This is a genomic window from Streptomyces deserti, from assembly GCF_054782695.1.
On the sequence record NZ_BAAGRZ010000009.1, the window covers coordinates 20,744 to 37,690 of the forward strand.

Here is a 16,947-nt window from a genome sequence, read left to right on the forward strand (position 1 = left end):
GTACACGGGTCCCGTGTACGGCCTTACGCATGCTCCTCACACGACACGGTCTGCGAGTCGCTCACTCTGAGCAAATAAATCGCCACTCAGAGCGTCCCTCCCGGAGCGCCTTTCCTGCCCCATTCGACTTCAGGTCCCTCGAAGTAGGCCGCATGCCGCGGGGGATGGGCGGCTGGGCCGAGGACGAAGACGTCCTCCGCGCCGTCGAGCACGCCCCCCGAGGGATCGTCGTCGCCGGACCGGCGCACCGGGTCCCGCTCAGGCATGAGGATGTCGCGCACGACCACGGCGCACAGGTACAGCGTGCCCAGCAGGTGCAGCCCGATGGCCCAGTGGTAGCCGTCGGTGGGCAGGCCCTTGTGGGCGTCTCCGCTGGTCGTGTACGCGAGGTACATCCAGATGCCCAGGAAGTACGCCACCTCGCACGCCTGCCAGATCAGGAAGTCCCGCCACTTCGGACGGGCCAGCGCGGCCAGCGGCACGAGCCACAGGACGTACTGCGGGGAGTACACCTTGTTGGTGACGATGAAGGCGGCGACGATCAGGAAGGCGAGCTGGGCGAAGCGCGGGCGGCGCGGAGCGGTCAGTGTGAGGGCCGCGATGCCCGCGCAGCACAGCAGCATCAGCAGCGTGGCGAGCGTGTTGACGGTGTCGGTGCTCAGGGGGTTCGTCGAGTTCTGGGCCATGATCAGCCAGAAGGACCCGAAGTCGACGCCTCGTTCCTGGCTGAACGTGTAGAACTTCGACCAGCCCTCGAAGGCGAAGAGCATCACCGGCCCGTTCACCACCAGCCAGGCGACCACCGCGCCGCCCAGAGCCGTCCCGTACTCCCGCCACCTGCCCGCGCGCCAGCACAGCACGAACAGCGGGCCCAGCAGGAAGACGGGATAGAGCTTGGCGGCCGTGGCGAGCCCCAGCAGGACTCCGAAGGCGAGGGAGCGGCCCCGTGACCACATCAGCATCGCGGCGGCCGTCAGAGCGACCGCCAGCAGGTCCCAGTTGATGGTCGCGGTCAGCGCGAAGGCGGGCGCCAGGGCGACCAGCAGACCGTCCCAGGGACGCCGGGTGTGGGTGCGGGTCACACAGACGGCGATGACGGCCGCGCACACCATGAGCATCCCGGCGTTGACCATCCAGTACCACTGCTCCTGGTCCTGGATGCTGCCGCTGCCCGGCGTGAGCCAGGAGGCGACCTCCATGAATACACCGGTCAGCACCGGATATTCGAGGTACTGCATGTCGCCGGGGAGCTTGTCGAAGTACGGCACGAGCCCGTCGGCGAAACCGCGCCCCTGGTAGAGGTGCGGGATGTCCGAGTAGCAGGCGTGCGTGTACTGCGAGCTGGCACCGAAGAACCAGGCGCCGTTGTAGCAGGGCGCCTTCTGGACCAACCCGAGAGCGAACATGCCGATCGCCACGAGCGCGATCACCCGCACGGGGCTCCACCAGGACGTCCCGAGCAGGGCACGCCGTCCGACAGGGCCGCCGATCAGCTCACTGCCGGCCGCGGCGACCTCGTCCTCCTTGGTCGGCCGCACCTGGTCCGGCTCGTGGGCGCTCGCTTGCGTCGATTCTGCACTGGGCATGCCGCACATCCTGCCGTACGCACCTAGGAATACGCCGAGGGCCGCCACACTCGAGTGAGTGCGGCGGCCCTCGGTCCGCGTTTCACGTGAAACACCGACATGTTTCACGTGAAACACCCATGCCGGGCGATAGCGCGGCTAACCGGCTGGGCCTCCGAAGAGACCTCCACCGTTGCCGTTCCCTCTGGTGTTCCCAGGGTCACCCGATTCCGTGGGCGTCGGCGAGGACGTCACGCCCCCATCCGTGCCACCCGTGTCCGTGCCGCCGTCGACGTTGCACTGGAAACCGAAGCAGGTCTCGCTGGGCGTGGGCGCCGACGGAGTGACAGGCGTCTCGCTGGGCGTCTCGCTCGGCGTCTCGGACGGGGTCTGGGTCGGCGTCTCGGTGACGGTCGGAGTCGGCGACGGTGCACCCACCTCGTGCTGGATCTCACCGATTTTCTCGGCCTCCGGGAAGCCGGGGTCGGGCTCCCCCTTCAGCGCGGCCTTCATGTACTCGGTCCACACCTGGGTGGGGGTGTCACCACCGTGGATGGACTCCTCACCCGCCGTGCCGTTCATGGAGAGCAGCTTGGCGCTGTTGGGATCCTCACGGAACATCGCGACCGAGGTCGACAGCTGCTGGGTGTAGCCGACGAACCAGGCGGACTTGTTCTCGTCGGTGGTACCGGTCTTGCCGGCCGCCGTACGGCCCAGGGCCAGCGCGTTCTTACCCGTACCGTTCTGGATCACGTTCTCGAGGACGTCTGTGACGTTGTTCGCCACGATCTCGGGCATCGCCTGCTTGACCCTCGGCTTGGTGAAGCCGGGGACCTCCTGGCCGCCGTACTTGACGGCGGTCACCGAGTACGGGTCGGCCTGCTTCCCGGACGCCGCGAACGTCGCGTAGGCGTCGGCCATGCGGATGGCGCTGGGGGTCGAGACACCGAGGGCGAAGGAAGGATTGAGCTCCTGGTTCATGCTCTGGTCCAGGATGCCGGCCGCCTTGGCCATGTCACGCACCCTGGCCATCCCCACGTCCACGCCGAGCTGCACGAACGGCGTGTTGACGGACTGCTCCATCGCCTTGCGCAGGGTGATGTAGCCCCACGGGTAGTCACTCTCGTTCTGCTGCCGGAAGACCGAGTTGTCCTTGCGGAGGTAATAGGTGCCGTCCGGCTTCCTGACCTTCAGGTTGTCGTTGCCGTTGTACTTGCTCAGCGGTGAGACGCCGACACCGTCACTCCGGTACGTGCCGTGCTCCATCGCGGCCGCGAGCACGAACGGCTTCCACGTCGAACCGACGGGGACACCCGAGGTGTCCGCGTTGTTGTTGAAGTGGCCCTTCTCGTAGCCCGCGCCGCCGTAGAGCGCGACGATCGCACCGTCCTTGGGCCTCACCGACGCCGCGCCGAACTGGACGTGCTTGTCCTTCTCGCGCTTCTCCGGGTTGAGCTTCTCCTTCTCGATCTTCTGGACGGCCTTGGCGAGCGCCTCGACCTTGTCCCTCTCGAAGGTCGTGTAGATCTGGTAGCCGCCCTGGTCGAACTGCGCCTCCGTGATGTCGGAGTGGTTCAGGACGTACTTCTTGGCCGTGTCGACCAGGTAGCTGATCTGGCCGGTCATGCCCTTGATGGCCTTGCGGCCCTGGGGCATGGGGTACTTCTTGATCGCCTCCTGGTACTGGGCGTCCGAGAGGTGCTTGTCATTGTGCATCTGCTCGAGGATCCAGCTCCAGCGCTCCTCGGAACGCTTGCGGTTGGCCTCCCGCTTCGCCGCGGGGTCGAGGTTCTCGTTGCCCGCGGGGTCGTAGTACGTCGGGCCCTTGAGCAGGGCGGCCAGGAAGGCGCACTCACTCGCTTTGAGGTCCTCCGCGTTCTTGCCGTAGTAGGTCTGGGCGGCGGCCTGGATGCCGTAGGCACCGCGCCCGTAGTAGGAGGTGTTCAGGTAGCCCTGGAGGATCTCGCTCTTGGTGAGCTTCGTTCCCACCTTGATGGAGATGAACATCTCCTTGAACTTCCGGGAGATCGTCTGCTCCTGGCTCAGGTAGGTGTTCTTGACGAACTGCTGGGTGATCGTCGAGCCACCCTGCGTGTCAGCGCCCCGCGCCATGTTGGCCAGCGCCCGGGCGATGCCCATGGGGTCGACGCCCGAGTCCTTGTAGAAGGTCTTGTTCTCGGCAGAGATGACCGCCCACTGCATGGCCTTGGGGATCCGGTCGAGCGTGACGTTCTGCCGGTTCTGGCCGCTGCCCGTGGCGACCATCTGAGTGCCGTCTTCCCAGTAGTAGACGTTGTTCTGCGACCGGGCGGCGGCGTTCTCCTCATTGGGGACGCCCACCATGGCGTACCCGATGCCCGCGACGGCGACGAGACTGCCGAAGAAGCCGATGCACAGGCCGGAGACGAGCTTCCAGGAGGGCACCCAGCGGCGCCAGCCGTACTTGCCGGCGCGCGGGTAGTCGATGATCCGCTTCTTGGCGGGAGCGGCGGCCCGCCCCCTGCCCCGGCCGGGCCCGTTCGGACCGCCGGGGGCGCCACGCCGGCCTCCGCGGCCCGGCTCGGCCGCTCTGCGGCGGCCGCCCCCGTTTCTCTGGGCCGCGCGCCGTGCCTCGGCGCGGCCTCCGTACGGGCGCTCCTCACCTCCCGGGCCGTAAGAGTCCGACCCATAGGAGTCGGACGGAGACCCGGTGGCGCCTCGCGGTGCCGCACGGCGACCGGAGGACGAGCCGGACTGGCCGCGTCGGGCCGCGGCACGTCCGCCTCCCTGCGGCTGCGGCGGTTTGCGACGGTGCTCGCTCATCGAACGACTACTCCTCGGGCAGGCGCACCCTTGCGCGCCTGGAAACGGCGGCTGGTTTCCGGTCCCCCCGAAGTACGGATGCGGCCGGTTCCCCATTCACCGGTCCCGCATGAGCCCGTACTGCACCGAAGACGACGACGCCCACAGACGTCACTCGGTTCCCGGTGGTGTGCATGGCGCACAGACTACGCACCGTCAAAACCTGCCGAGTCCAGAACTTCGCACCAAATCAGGCAACTTGCTTCCGACGAATCGGTGATGTGATCCCGTTCACCACCCTCCCTCTTGTCGCATCCGGAAGGCCGTTCTATCGTCGTGATGTATCGAGTCGATACATCAGCTCGACACATCGGTTCGAGACAGAGCCAGCACAGGCCCGTCACGGCGTGACCGCGGCAGAGAGGAGGCGACGATGAGCCGGCGTTCCGGGATCCTCGAGTTCGCCGTACTCGGCCTGCTCCGCGAATCTCCGATGCACGGCTATGAGCTGCGCAAACGCCTCAACACGTCACTGGGAGTGTTCCGGGCGTTCAGCTACGGGACGCTTTACCCCTGCCTCAAGACGCTGGTCGCCAACGGCTGGTTGATCGAGGAGCCGGGGAACGACTCCGAGCCCGCTCCCCTCACGGGACGCCGCGCCAAGATCGTCTACCGATTGACGGCGGAGGGTAAGGAGCACTTCGAACAGTTGCTCTCGCAGACGGGGCCCGACGCGTACGAGGACGAGCACTTCGCCGCGCGTTTCGCCTTCTTCGGGCAGACGTCGCGCGATGTACGCATGCGCGTGCTGGAGGGCCGCCGCAGCCGGCTGGAGGAGCGCCTGGAGAAGATGCGCGCCTCCCTGGCCCGCACCCGGGAGCGCCTCGACGACTACACGCTTGAGCTCCAGCGCCACGGGATGGAGTCCGTGGAGCGCGAAGTGCGCTGGCTGAACGAGCTGATCGAGAGCGAGCGGGCCGGGCGGGACCTTCGGGGTTCCGCCACCGGGGGGCCCGCTCAGCAGGACACCACATCTGGAGCGTCGGGCGGCCTGCCCCGGTCCGGGGACGAGCCCCGGCCGGATACGCCCGACGACACCGCCACGTGAGGTCCGCCTCAGGGCCTCACTCGTACACACAGGGAGCAACCGGAATGGGTTCGGTTCGCGTAGCCATCGTCGGCGTGGGCAACTGCGCCGCATCGCTGGTACAGGGAGTCGAGTACTACAAGGACGCCGACCCGGCGTCCAAGGTGCCGGGCCTGATGCACGTCCAGTTCGGCGACTACCACGTCCGCGACATCGAGTTCGTCGCCGCCTTCGACGTGGACGCCAAGAAGGTCGGCCTCGACCTCGCGGACGCCATCGGCGCCTCGGAGAACAACACCATCAAGATCTGCGACGTTCCCACCACCGGTGTGACGGTCCAGCGCGGCCACACCCTCGACGGTCTTGGCAAGTACTACCGGGAGACCATCGAGGAGTCCGCCGAGGAGCCGGTCGACGTCGTCCAGGTTCTCAAGGACAAGCAGGTCGACGTCCTCGTCTGCTACCTGCCGGTCGGTTCCGAGGACGCGGCGAAGTTCTACGCCCAGTGCGCCATCGACGCCAAGGTTGCCTTCGTCAACGCCCTGCCGGTCTTCATCGCCGGCACCAAGGAGTGGGCGGACAAGTTCACCGAGGCGGGCGTGCCGATCGTCGGCGACGACATCAAGTCCCAGGTCGGCGCCACCATCACGCACCGCGTCATGGCGAAGCTGTTCGAGGACCGGGGCGTCATCCTGGACCGCACGATGCAGCTGAACGTCGGCGGCAACATGGACTTCAAGAACATGCTCGAGCGCGACCGCCTGGAGTCGAAGAAGATCTCCAAGACGCAGGCCGTCACCTCCCAGATCCCCGACCGGGACATGGGCGAGAAGAACGTCCACATCGGCCCGTCCGACTACGTCGCCTGGCTGGACGACCGCAAGTGGGCCTACGTCCGCCTCGAAGGCCGCGCCTTCGGTGACGTCCCGCTGAACCTGGAGTACAAGCTCGAGGTCTGGGACTCCCCGAACTCCGCCGGCGTCATCATCGACGCGCTGCGCGCCGCGAAGATCGCCAAGGACCGCGGCATCGGCGGCCCGGTGCTGTCCGCGTCCTCGTACTTCATGAAGTCCCCGCCGGTCCAGTACTTCGACGACGTGGCCCGCGAGAACGTCGAGAAGTTCATTCGCGGTGAGGCCGAGCGCTAAACGCGCTGGTGTTGTGGGCTGTTGAGGGGCCCCTGGGTCGTGCGCCCGGGGGCCCTCCCCATATGTGAGGCTGTGCCCCATGGCCGTCGTCCGTGACCTGCGTGTCCTGCTGCGCTTCCAGGGATTCAGGCGCCTGCTCGCCGTACGCCTGCTCTCCCAGGGCGCCGACGGGGTCTACCAGGTCGCCCTCGCCGCCTACGTGGTCTTCTCACCGGAGAGGCAGACCTCGGCCGCGGCGATCGCCTCCGCGATGGCGGTGCTGCTGCTCCCGTACTCCCTCGTGGGCCCCTTCGCCGGCGTCCTGCTGGACCGCTGGCGCCGCCGCCAGGTCCTGCTGTACGGCAGTCTGCTGCGCGCTGTGCTGGCGTCGGCGACGGCCCTGCTGATCCTCGGCCGCGCCCCGGACTGGCTCTTCTACGCCTCGGCGCTGTGCGTGACCGCCGTCAACCGTTTCGTCCTCTCGGGCCTGTCCGCAGCCCTGCCGCGCGTGGTCGACACCGAGCGCCTGGTCATCGCCAACTCCCTTTCCCCGACCGCCGGAACGCTCGCCGCCACGGCGGGCGGCGGCCTGGCCTTCGTCGTCCGTCTGGTGGTCGCGGACTCGGACGCCGCGGTGGTCCTCGTGGGGGCCGCCCTCTACCTGTGCGCGGGACTGGCAACGCTGCGCATGGCACGGGACCTGCTGGGACCCGACCGCGAGTTGGTGCGGCCACACCTGACGGCGGCGCTGGCCGGCACCGTACGCGACTTGGTGGCGGGTGTACGCCACATCGCCGCGCCACCGCGCCGGCAGGCCGCCTGGGCACTCGCGGCGATGTCGCTGATGCGGTTCTGCTACGGCGCCCTGCTGGTCATGCTGCTGATGCTCTGCCGGTACGCCCTGACCGCGACCACGGACGAGGGGCTGGCCCTGCTGGGACTGGCGTTGGGCATCTCCGGTGCCGGCTTCTTCGCGGCGGCGGTGGCGACGCCCTGGGCGGCCGGGCGTTTCGGGCCCGTCCGTTGGATCGTCGTGTGCGCCGCGGCCGCCGCGGTGCTGGAGCCCGCCCTCGGTCTGCCGTTCGCCACCGTGCCCCTGCTGGTCGCGGCCTTCGTCCTGGGGCTGACCACCCAGGGAGCGAAGATCGCCACGGACACCATCGTCCAGTCCTACGTCGAGGACGGCTTCCGCGGCCGGATCTTCTCCGTCTACGACGTCCTGTTCAACATCGCTTTCGTCGGGGCCGCCGCGGTGGCCGCCCTGATGCTGCCGCCGGACGGCCGATCGGCGCCGCTGGTGGTCACGATCGCCGTCATCTATGGCGCAGTTGCTGCATCTATGGCCCGGTATGGACACCGGTGAGTGTCACATCAATGCCACAGAGTCACACCTGCCTCCTGCGTTGTCAGTGAGGGCCGATAACTTACGTGGGTCTTATACGCGACTTAATTCGCGTCACTCACGCATGCTTCTTAGGGGGACCCCCAAGTGACCACTCCGCCGCCCCAGGGCAACCCGTTCGCGCAGGGCCAGCAGCCCGCCGGTTAGCCCCAGGCTCCGTACCCGCCGCAGGGCGGCTTCCCCCAGCAGCCCGGCCAGCCCGGCTTCCCGCAGCAGGGCGCCGCTCCGTACACCCCGGTTCCGCCGCGGCAGCCCAAGCGTGGCATCAAGCAGTACCTGCGCATAGCGAGCATCGTCCTGGCCGTGATCGCCGTCGCGGGCGGCTGGTACCTCAACCGCGACGCCGAGGACGCCAAGAAGCTCGCGGTCGGCGACTGCCTCTACAAGGGGACTTCGAACAACCCGGAGGTCGTGCAGGTCGACTGCGGCGACACGAAGGCCACCCACAAGGTGCTGAAGAAGGCGGACGGCTCCACGGTTCCCCAGCTCACCTGCCAGAGCGTCACCGGCACGACGGCGACGCTGACCTGGGAAGAGACCGGCGACTCCTTCACCCTGTGCCTGGGGGACAACAAATAGTCCACGCACTGCACGGAAGGGGTGATGTTTCACGTGAAACATCACCCCTTCCGCCGCGCTTCCGTGCTCATGGGAAGGGGCGCCATGTTTCACGTGAAACATGGCGCCCCTTCCGCGCCTCTTCCCGACGGTCTCAGCCTTGCTCGGCCCACCACGCCTTGAGCGCCGCCACCGCCGCGTCGTGGTCCATCGGCCCGTTCTCCAGGCGCAGCTCGAGCATGTGCTTGTAGGCACGGCCCACGGCCGGCCCGGGCTTGATGCCGAGAATCGCCATGATCTCGTTGCCGTCGAGGTCCGGGCGGATGGCGTCCAGTTCCTCCTGCTCCTGGAGCTTGGCGATCCGCTCCTCCAGGCCGTCGTAGGCACGGGACAGCGCCGCCGCCTTGCGCCTGTTGCGCGTGGTGCAGTCCGAGCGGGTCAGCTTGTGGAGGCGGTCGAGGAGCGGGCCTGCGTCCCGGACGTACCGGCGGACCGCGGAATCCGTCCACTCTCCCGTGCCGTAGCCGTGGAAGCGCAGGTGAAGTTCGACCAGACGTGAGACGTCCTTCACCAGCTCGTTGGAGTACTTGAGCGCAGACATGCGCTTCTTGGTCATCTTCGCTCCGACCACCTCATGATGGTGGAACGAGACCCGGCCGTCCTTCTCGAAGCGGCGCGTGCGCGGCTTGCCGATGTCGTGCAGCAGGGCGGCCAGGCGGAGGGTCAGGTCGGGGCCGTCGTCCTCCAGGGCCATCGCCTGCTCCAGGACGATCAGTGTGTGCTCGTAGACGTCCTTGTGCCGGTGGTGTTCGTCGCTCTCCAGGCGCAGAGCCGGCAGCTCCGGGAGGATGTGATCGGCGAGGCCGGTGTCGACCAGCAGTGCCAGGCCCTTCCGCGGGAACGGGGACAGGATCAGCTTGTTCAGCTCGTCCCGCACCCGCTCGGCGGAGACGATCTCGATGCGTCCCGCCATCTCCTTCATGGCCGTGACGACCTCGGGGGCCACCTCGAAGTCCAACTGTGCCGCGAAGCGCGCGGCCCGCATCATCCGCAGCGGATCGTCGGAGAAGGACTCCTCGGGCGTGCCCGGGGTGCGCAGCAGCCGCGCTGCGAGGTCCTCGAGCCCGCCGTGCGGATCGATGAACTCCTTCTCCGGGAGCGCGACGGCCATCGCGTTCACCGTGAAGTCACGACGGACGAGATCCTCCTCGATCGAGTCGCCGTAGGACACCTCCGGCTTGCGGGAGGTTCGGTCGTACGCCTCCGACCGGTAGGTGGTCACCTCGATCTGAAACCGTCGATCGGCGTCTCCGACGCGGGCCTCCTTCTGGGCGCCGACCGTGCCGAAGGCGATCCCCACCTCCCAGACCGCGTCCGCCCACGGGCGCACGATCTTGAGCACGTCCTGGGGGCGTGCGTCGGTCGTGAAGTCCAGGTCGTTGCCGAGCCGGCCCAGCAGTGCGTCCCGGACCGAGCCGCCGACCAGGGCGAGCGAGAACCCGGCCTCCCGGAAGCGGCGGGCGAGGTCGTCGGCGACAGGCGCGACCCGCAGCAGTTCGCTCACCGCGCGGTGCTGCACCTGGCTCAGGGCACTGGGGGTTACTTCGTTGGCGTTCGGCACAACAGAAGAGGGTACGTGGCCCGGACGACCCCATGCGCCTCCATAAAACGTGCACAGAAGGAGGCCGGAGGCTCTCCTCTTCATACGTGCACATACGGGACAGGCGGCCGCCGATCTTCGATCTTGTGGACCGGTCCCCGGCACTTCCCGTCAGCGCGCATCGTTACCATGCGTGGACGCACATTCCGACGACCACTGACGACGACGAGGGACGGGCGAGCGCGTGGCCGAGGCGGCAGACTTCCAGGGGACGAGTGCCTCACCTGCCCGCCGGTGGCTGCGGCGTACCGGAGCCCTGCTCGCCGGGGTGCCCCTGCTGGCCGGCCTCCTCCAGTTCCCCGCCGCCCCTTCCGCGGACGCCGCCGGGCAGGACTCCGCGCAGGCCGCCGGCAGGGCGGGCTCGGTGGCCGTCGCCGTCGACTCGCTCACCCCCAGCGCCCCCACCGACGGGGACACCGTGACCGTGTCCGGCACGGTGACCAACAAGGGCAAGCAGACGGTCACCGACGCCCACGTCGGCCTGCGCGTGGGGCCCCCGTTGGACACCCGCTCGGCCATCGACGCGATCGCCAAGGACGGCGACGACGTCCAGGGCACCGTCGGCCCCGAGGTCGGCGACAAGTACACCGAGAAGTTCTCCAAGCTCACTCCGGGCGTCGCCGAGCCCTTCAGCATCTCCGTCCCGGTCGACGAGCTGGACCTCGGTCAGGACGGCGTCTACCAGTTCGCCGTCTCGCTGTCCGGGCAGACCTCCGCGCAGCCGTGGGAGCAGGTCCTCGGCATCCAGCGGACGTTCCTGCCGTGGCAGCCCGAGGAGGCCGACACCAGGACGAATACGACGTTTCTGTGGCCGCTCGTCTCCACCGTCCACATGACAGCGGAGACGGGTTCGAACGAGCAGCAGACTCCGGTCTTCCTCAACGACGATCTCGCGAAGGAGATCTCCCCCGGCGGCCGTCTGGACCAGATGGTGTCGCTGGGCAAGGATCTCGACGTCACGTGGGTGATCGACCCGGACCTGCTGGCGTCGGTCGACGCGATGGCGAACAGCTACCGGGTCCAGCGCGAGGGCGGCACTCCCGTCACCGGCACGCACGAGGCCGTCGCCAAGCGGTGGCTCGCCGAGCTTCAGCGTGCAGTGACGGACAAGGAGGTCGTCGCGCTGCCCTTCTCCGACCCGGATCTGGCTTCGCTCGCCCACAACGGCACGAGCGTCACCGGCTCGCTGAACCACCTCAAGGAGGCCACCGACGTCGCCTCCGACACGGTCGACGCGATCCTCCACGTGAAACCGAGCACGGACTTCGCCTGGCCCGTGGACGGCGCGATCGACCCGTCGATCGTGAAGGTCGCCACCTCGGCGGGCGCCGACAAGGTGATCGCCCGCAGCGACAGCCTGCAGGAGACCGGCAGCCTGCCGTACACGCCCTCCTCGGCCCGCCCGATCGGCGGCGGCACCACGGCGGTCGTCGCGGACGCCCGGCTGTCCACCGCGTTCCAGGGTGACCTGACGAGGGCTTCCTCGTCCACGCTCGCGGTGCAGCGGTTCCTGGCCCAGAGTCTCACGCTCAACCGTCAGACCGACCGGCAGCGCAGCATCGTCGTCGCGCCACAGCGCATGCCTTCCGTGAGCCAGGCCCAGGCAATGGCCGAGGCGCTCACGATCCTCCAGGGCGGCACCTGGTCCCAGTTCCAGGAGCTGACGGCAGCCGCCAAGGCCAAGCCGGACCCGGGCGCCGCCACGAGCGTTCCGCCGTCCTCCTCGTACCCCCCCTCGCTGCGTCGGCAGGAGCTGCCGCGGTCGGCGTTCGCCGACATCGCGGAGACCCAGGGCAAGCTCGACAACTTCAAGGTGATCCTCAGCGAACCGTCCCGGGTGGTGACCCCGTTCGGGCGGGCCATGAACCGGGAGATGTCCACGTCGTGGCGCGGCCGGACCACCGAGGCGGGCGGCTACCGGGGCGACGTCGAGTCGTACCTCGACGGACTCATCAAGGGGGTCCGGCTGATCGAGAAGTCGGAGACCAAGCTCTCCGGCCGCAGCGCCACGATCCCCGTGACCGTCCAGAACAACCTGGTGCAGGGCGTCGAGCACCTGGTGCTGCGGCTCAGCTCGACGAACCCCACGCGCCTCAAGATCGGCGGCGCCGACTACGAGGAGCAGCCCGTCACCGTCTCCGGCGGCCACAGCCAGTCGGTGAAGTTCACCACGTCCGCCAACGCCAACGGCCGGGCGACCGTCGTCGCCCAGCTGTACACGGAGGACGGCCGCAAGTACGGCGAGCCCGTCACCTTCGACGTGAAGGTCACCGAGATCACGGCCACGGTGATGCTGGTCATCGGCGGCGGTGTCCTGCTGCTCGTCCTCGCTGGTTTCCGGATGTACACGCAGCGCAAGCGCGCGGCCGCCCGGGAAGCCGAGGAGGACGGCGTCGTCGAGGCGGGCGAGGACGCCGACGGCCCGCAGAACCCGAACACCTCCGCGGTACGTCTCCAGAAGGAGTCCGAGGCCGGCTCACGGGCAGACGAGCCGCAGCAGCCGAGTGACCCGGCCCCGGACACCCCAGCGGAAAGCACCGGCCCGTCCGGCACGGGTGAGAGAGTGGACCGTTGAGGATGTCGTGGCCGGTGGGCCCGGGACGATGAGGTGGGGTAACCATGAACGCGCCGTACGACGGTGACCGCGGCCGGGCCGCGGGCAGCTCGGGCTACCCCGAGTCTGGCCAGCCCGAGGGGCCGCCCGAGCACGGCCAGGTGCCGCCGCAGCCGCCCGCGGACATGTACCTCCAGGACGCCTACGCCCAGGACCCCTACCAGGCACAGGACCTCGCCGCCCAGGACCCGGTCGCCGAGGCGCTCTACGACCGCGCCGCGCACCCCCCGCCGCCTCCGGGCGCATACCAGCCGCAGCAGCCGCTGTACGCCCAGCCGCCCCAGTCTCCGTACGCCCCCGACCCGCGCGTGTGGGCCCAGACCCCGGCGCCCGAGCCCGAGGGCCCGACGCAGCACCTGCCGTACGGCGACGACCCTCGGACGACCCAGTTCGTGGGCGTGGACGACCTGGTCAGCCAGGCCGGCGAGCAGCGCCCCGAGCACGACGCCTTCGCACATCTCTTCCGGGACCAGCAGCACAGCGGGTTCGCCGACCAGCAGCACAACGGATTCTCCGACCAGCAGCCGGGCGGCGACCGTGCGATGTACGAGCAGTCCACATCGGTGCCCGCCCCCTCGCCGGAGCCGGGCCAGTACGCGGGAGCCACGCCCGCGGCTGCCACCGCCGAGGCCTCGCGGCCGGAGCCCGCACCCGCCCCGAAGAAGGGCGGCCGCGCCGGCGGCCTGCTGAAGTCGAGCGCCGTGATGGCGGCCGGCACCATGGTGTCCCGGCTGACCGGCTTCATCCGCTCCGCCATGATCGTCTCGGCGCTGGGCGTCGGCCTCCTCGGCGACACCTTCCAGGTGGCCTACCAGCTGCCGACCATGATCTACATCCTGACCGTCGGCGGCGGCCTCAACTCCGTCTTCGTGCCGCAGCTCGTACGCGCCATGAAGGAGGACGAGGACGGCGGCGAGGCATACGCCAACCGCCTGCTGACCCTCGTGATGGTGGCCTTGGCCGCCCTGACCGCGCTCGCCTGGTTCGGCGCGCCGCTTCTGGTCCGCGCCCTGTCGAACCCCGTGGCCAGCGACCCGCAGGCCAACGAGGTCGCCATCACCTTCACCCGCTACTTCCTGCCCTCGATCTTCTTCATGGGCATCCATGTGGTGATGGGCCAGATCCTCAACGCGCGCGGCAAGTTCGGCGCGATGATGTGGACCCCGGTGCTGAACAACATCGTCATCATCGTGACGCTGGCGATGTTCCTCTGGGTCTACGGCACCTCAGCCGATTCCGGCATGACGGTCACGAACATCCCGCCGGAGGGCCAGCGGCTCCTCGGCGTCGGTGTTCTGCTCGGCCTGGTCGTCCAGGCGCTGGCGATGATTCCGTACCTGCGCGAGACCGGGTTCCGGCTGCGGCTGCGCTTCGACTGGAAGGGCCAGGGCCTCGGCAAGGCCGCCAAGCTCGCCAAGTGGACGATCCTGTTCGTCCTGGCCAACCAGGCGGGTGCGCTCGTGGTCACCCAGCTGTCGACCGCCTCCGGCATCGACTCCGGCGTCGAGGGAACCGGCTTCGCCGCCTATGCCAACGCCCAGCTGATCTGGGGCCTGCCGCAGGCCATCATCACCGTCTCGCTGATGGCCGCCCTGCTGCCCCGTATCTCGCGCTCGGCGGCCGAGGAGGACGCCGGCGCCGTCCGTGAGGACATTTCCCAGGGCCTGCGCACCACGGCCGTCGCGATCGTGCCGATCGCCTTCGGGTTCGTCGCGCTCGGCATCCCGATGTGCACGCTGATCTTCGGCTCCTCGGGCACCAGCGAGGCCACCAACATGGGCTACATGCTGATGGCCTTCGGTCTCGGCCTGATCCCGTACTCCGTGCAGTACGTCGTCCTGCGCGCCTTCTACGCCTACGAGGACACGCGCACCCCCTTCTACAACACGGTCATCGTGGCCGCCGTCAACGCGGGTGCCTCGGCCGTCTGCTACCTCGTGATCCCGGCCCGGTGGGCCGTGGTCGGCATGGCCGCCTCGTACGGCCTGGCCTACGCGATCGGTGTCGGGGTGGCCTGGCGTCGGCTGCGCAAGCGGCTGAGCGGGGACCTGGACGGCGCCCGTGTGCTGCGGACATACGCCCGGCTGTGCATCGCGTCGGTGCCGGCCACTCTGCTCAGCGGCGCCGCCTGCTACGGCATCGGCCACACGCTCGGTCAGGGCGTCGCCGGCTCGTTCGCCGCGCTCCTGGCCGGCGGGGCCGTGCTGCTCGGGGTCTTCTTCGTCGCCGCCCGCCGCATGCACATCGAGGAGCTCAACTCGCTGGTCGGCATGGTTCGCGGACGCCTGGGACGCTGAGGCAGGGGGTAGGCGCACAACCATCGTCAGCCACCGCGTGTCGTGCATAGCGGCGGACTGTGGGCACAATTGGTTTCGGCGTCGGACGGCGCGCACGGGTGTCGGACGGCGCGCAACGGATGGGGAGGCAGGAACGACGGTGGCGGAACGGAGCACGGCTGCCGTCGACGTGGCAGACAACAGCGGCGAGACGTCGCTGACCGCACAGGCGGACCAGTCCACGGCCGACGGGGTGGCCAACAACCGGGAGCGGGACACGGACAGCGACGAGGCACAGGAGAGCACCCGGACCGACGGATCCGGAAAGGCCTCGCCTCCCGAACTGCACAGCGGCCACAAGCTCGCCAGACGCTACCGCCTCGAGGAGTGCGTCACCCGTCTGGACGGCTTCAGCAGCTGGCGGGCCGTCGACGAGAAGCTCCGTCGCGCCGTCGGCGTCCACATCCTGCCCGCGGACCACACACGGGCCCGCTCGGTCCTGGCCGCCGCCCGTTCCTCCGCCCTGCTCGGCGACCCCCGCTTCGTCCAGGTTCTGGACGCCGTCGAGGAGAACGACCTCGTCTACGTCGTCCACGAGTGGCTTCCCGACGCCACCGAGCTGACCACGCTCCTCGCCTCCGGACCGCTGGAGGTGTACGACGCCTACCAGATGGTCAGCCAGATCTCCGCCGCCATGGCCGCCGCTCACCGCGAAGGCCTCGCCCATCTGCGCCTGAACCCCAACGCCGTCCTGCGCACCTCGACCGGCCAGTGGCGCATCCGCGGCCTCGCCGTGAACGCCGCGCTGCGCGGCATCAAATCCGACACCCCGCAGCGCACCGACACGGAGGCCATCGGCGCCCTGCTGTACGCGGCGCTCACGCAGCGCTGGCCGTACGAGAGCGACGCCTACGGCCTGTCCGGCCTCCCCAAGGACATCGGCCTCATCCCGCCCGACCAGGTACGGGCCGGCGTCCACCGCGGCCTGTCCGAGCTCGCCATGCGCGCGCTCGTCAACGACGGCGCCACCGCCTCCCGCCACGAGTCGCCCTGCACCACGCCGGAGGAGCTGGTGAAGGCGATCGGCGAGATGCCCCGCATCCGCCCGCCGGAGCCCGCCTTCAACGCCCCGCCCGAGTACCAGCGCACGACGTACCAGCAGGGCACGTACGGCCGCTCGACGCCCCACCCGGGGGCCACGCAGCCGGTCCCGCCCCCTCCGCCCCCGCTTCAGAGCCGCACCGGCAAGGCGTTGAAGTGGGCCGTCTCCGCTCTGCTGATCGCCGCGCTGGGCCTGGGCAGCTGGCAGCTGGCGGACGCGCTCATGGAGCAGGGCGGCAAGACCGACGACCCCAAGCAGACGCAGAAGACGGACGGGTCCGACAAGAGCCCGAAGAAGCCGGTCAGTAAGCCGATCGCCATCGAAGGTGCCCGCGACTTCGACCCGCTCGGCGCCGACGGATCCGAGAATCCCGAGGACATAGACAAGGCCTACGACAGCACTCCCGGCAGCTACTGGGAGACGAGCTTCTACACGAGCGCCGACTTCGGCCGGCTGAAGTCGGGCGTCGGCGTCATTCTCGACCTGGGCAAGGTCCAGCAGGTCGGAAAGGTGACCGTGTCGTTCATGGGGGACACCTCCGTGGAACTCCGCGCGGCCAGCGGGGACGCGGGTGTGGAACCACAGTCCCTCGAGAGCTTCACCAAGGTCGCCGAAGGCTCCGGTACGACCGTGGCGCTCAAGCCCGGCGAGTCGCTCAAGACCCGGTACGTCCTCGTCTGGCTGACCAAGCTGCCCCTGACGGAGGACGGCAATTACCGCGGCCGGGTCGTGGACATCAAGGTGACCAGCTGAGGCCTCTGCCTCGAGGGAGGGG

10 protein-coding genes are annotated in these 16,947 nt (G+C 69.1%); 7 read left to right on the plus strand and 3 right to left on the minus strand.

Going from position 1 to position 16,947, the window contains the following annotated elements; genetic code table 11:
* Positions 1-86 precede the first annotated feature (86 nt).
* Positions 87-1,595, minus strand: coding sequence for a glycosyltransferase family 87 protein (locus tag ACYVMZ_RS17645; RefSeq protein ID WP_461080601.1), 1,509 nt, complete (start codon positions 1,593-1,595; stop codon positions 87-89).
* Between the two features lie 129 nt (positions 1,596-1,724).
* Positions 1,725-4,367 (minus strand): transglycosylase domain-containing protein, encoded by a 2,643-nt coding sequence (locus ACYVMZ_RS17650; RefSeq protein WP_461080603.1) that lies wholly within the window; start codon positions 4,365-4,367, stop codon positions 1,725-1,727.
* A 412-nt stretch (positions 4,368-4,779) separates the two neighbouring features.
* Between ACYVMZ_RS17650 and ACYVMZ_RS17655 the strand changes: the two genes are divergently transcribed.
* From ACYVMZ_RS17655 to ACYVMZ_RS17670, 4 genes are all read left to right on the plus strand, one after another.
* Positions 4,780-5,454, plus strand: a complete 675-nt coding sequence (locus ACYVMZ_RS17655) for a PadR family transcriptional regulator (RefSeq protein WP_461080605.1) — start codon at positions 4,780-4,782, stop codon at positions 5,452-5,454.
* A 44-nt stretch (positions 5,455-5,498) separates the two neighbouring features.
* Positions 5,499-6,581, plus strand: a complete 1,083-nt coding sequence (locus ACYVMZ_RS17660; RefSeq protein ID WP_461080607.1) for an inositol-3-phosphate synthase — start codon at positions 5,499-5,501, stop codon at positions 6,579-6,581.
* Positions 6,582-6,660: 79 nt separating this feature from the next.
* Complete coding sequence (locus tag ACYVMZ_RS17665) at positions 6,661-7,923, plus strand: MFS transporter (protein WP_461080609.1); 1,263 nt, start codon at positions 6,661-6,663, stop codon at positions 7,921-7,923.
* Positions 7,924-8,265: 342 nt separating this feature from the next.
* Positions 8,266-8,541, plus strand: a complete 276-nt coding sequence (locus tag ACYVMZ_RS17670) for an LppU/SCO3897 family protein (RefSeq protein WP_461080611.1) — start codon at positions 8,266-8,268, stop codon at positions 8,539-8,541.
* Positions 8,542-8,674: 133 nt separating this feature from the next.
* Here ACYVMZ_RS17670 and ACYVMZ_RS17675 read toward each other — a convergent pair whose 3' ends face one another.
* On the minus strand, positions 8,675-10,141 hold the full coding sequence (locus ACYVMZ_RS17675; protein ID WP_461080613.1) for a CCA tRNA nucleotidyltransferase: 1,467 nt from the start codon (positions 10,139-10,141) through the stop codon (positions 8,675-8,677).
* A 223-nt stretch (positions 10,142-10,364) separates the two neighbouring features.
* On the opposite strand from ACYVMZ_RS17675, the gene ACYVMZ_RS17680 reads away from it, so the two are divergent.
* The 3 genes from ACYVMZ_RS17680 to ACYVMZ_RS17690 all read left to right on the plus strand — a co-directional run bounded on the left by ACYVMZ_RS17680 (position 10,365) and on the right by ACYVMZ_RS17690 (position 16,925).
* Positions 10,365-12,755, plus strand: a complete 2,391-nt coding sequence (locus ACYVMZ_RS17680; protein WP_461080615.1) for a DUF6049 family protein — start codon at positions 10,365-10,367, stop codon at positions 12,753-12,755.
* A 44-nt stretch (positions 12,756-12,799) separates the two neighbouring features.
* Positions 12,800-15,091, plus strand: a complete 2,292-nt coding sequence (murJ, locus tag ACYVMZ_RS17685; RefSeq protein WP_461080617.1) for a murein biosynthesis integral membrane protein MurJ — start codon at positions 12,800-12,802, stop codon at positions 15,089-15,091.
* A 139-nt stretch (positions 15,092-15,230) separates the two neighbouring features.
* Entirely contained in the window at positions 15,231-16,925 is a 1,695-nt protein-coding gene (locus tag ACYVMZ_RS17690) for a protein kinase family protein (RefSeq protein WP_461080619.1), read from the plus strand.
* The last annotated feature ends 22 nt before the right edge of the window (positions 16,926-16,947 follow it).

Excerpts from the sequence above, each read along its gene's own strand:
- murJ (WP_461080617.1), top strand. The coding sequence starts at position 12,800 with ATGAACGCGCCGTACGACGGTGACCGCGGCCGGGCCGCGGGCAGCTCG.
- ACYVMZ_RS17650 (WP_461080603.1), bottom strand. The coding sequence starts at position 4,367 with ATGAGCGAGCACCGTCGCAAACCGCCGCAGCCGCAGGGAGGCGGACGT.
- ACYVMZ_RS17655 (WP_461080605.1), top strand. The coding sequence starts at position 4,780 with ATGAGCCGGCGTTCCGGGATCCTCGAGTTCGCCGTACTCGGCCTGCTC.
- ACYVMZ_RS17660 (WP_461080607.1), top strand. The coding sequence starts at position 5,499 with ATGGGTTCGGTTCGCGTAGCCATCGTCGGCGTGGGCAACTGCGCCGCA.
- ACYVMZ_RS17665 (WP_461080609.1), top strand. The coding sequence starts at position 6,661 with ATGGCCGTCGTCCGTGACCTGCGTGTCCTGCTGCGCTTCCAGGGATTC.
- ACYVMZ_RS17645 (WP_461080601.1), bottom strand. The coding sequence starts at position 1,595 with ATGTGCGGCATGCCCAGTGCAGAATCGACGCAAGCGAGCGCCCACGAG.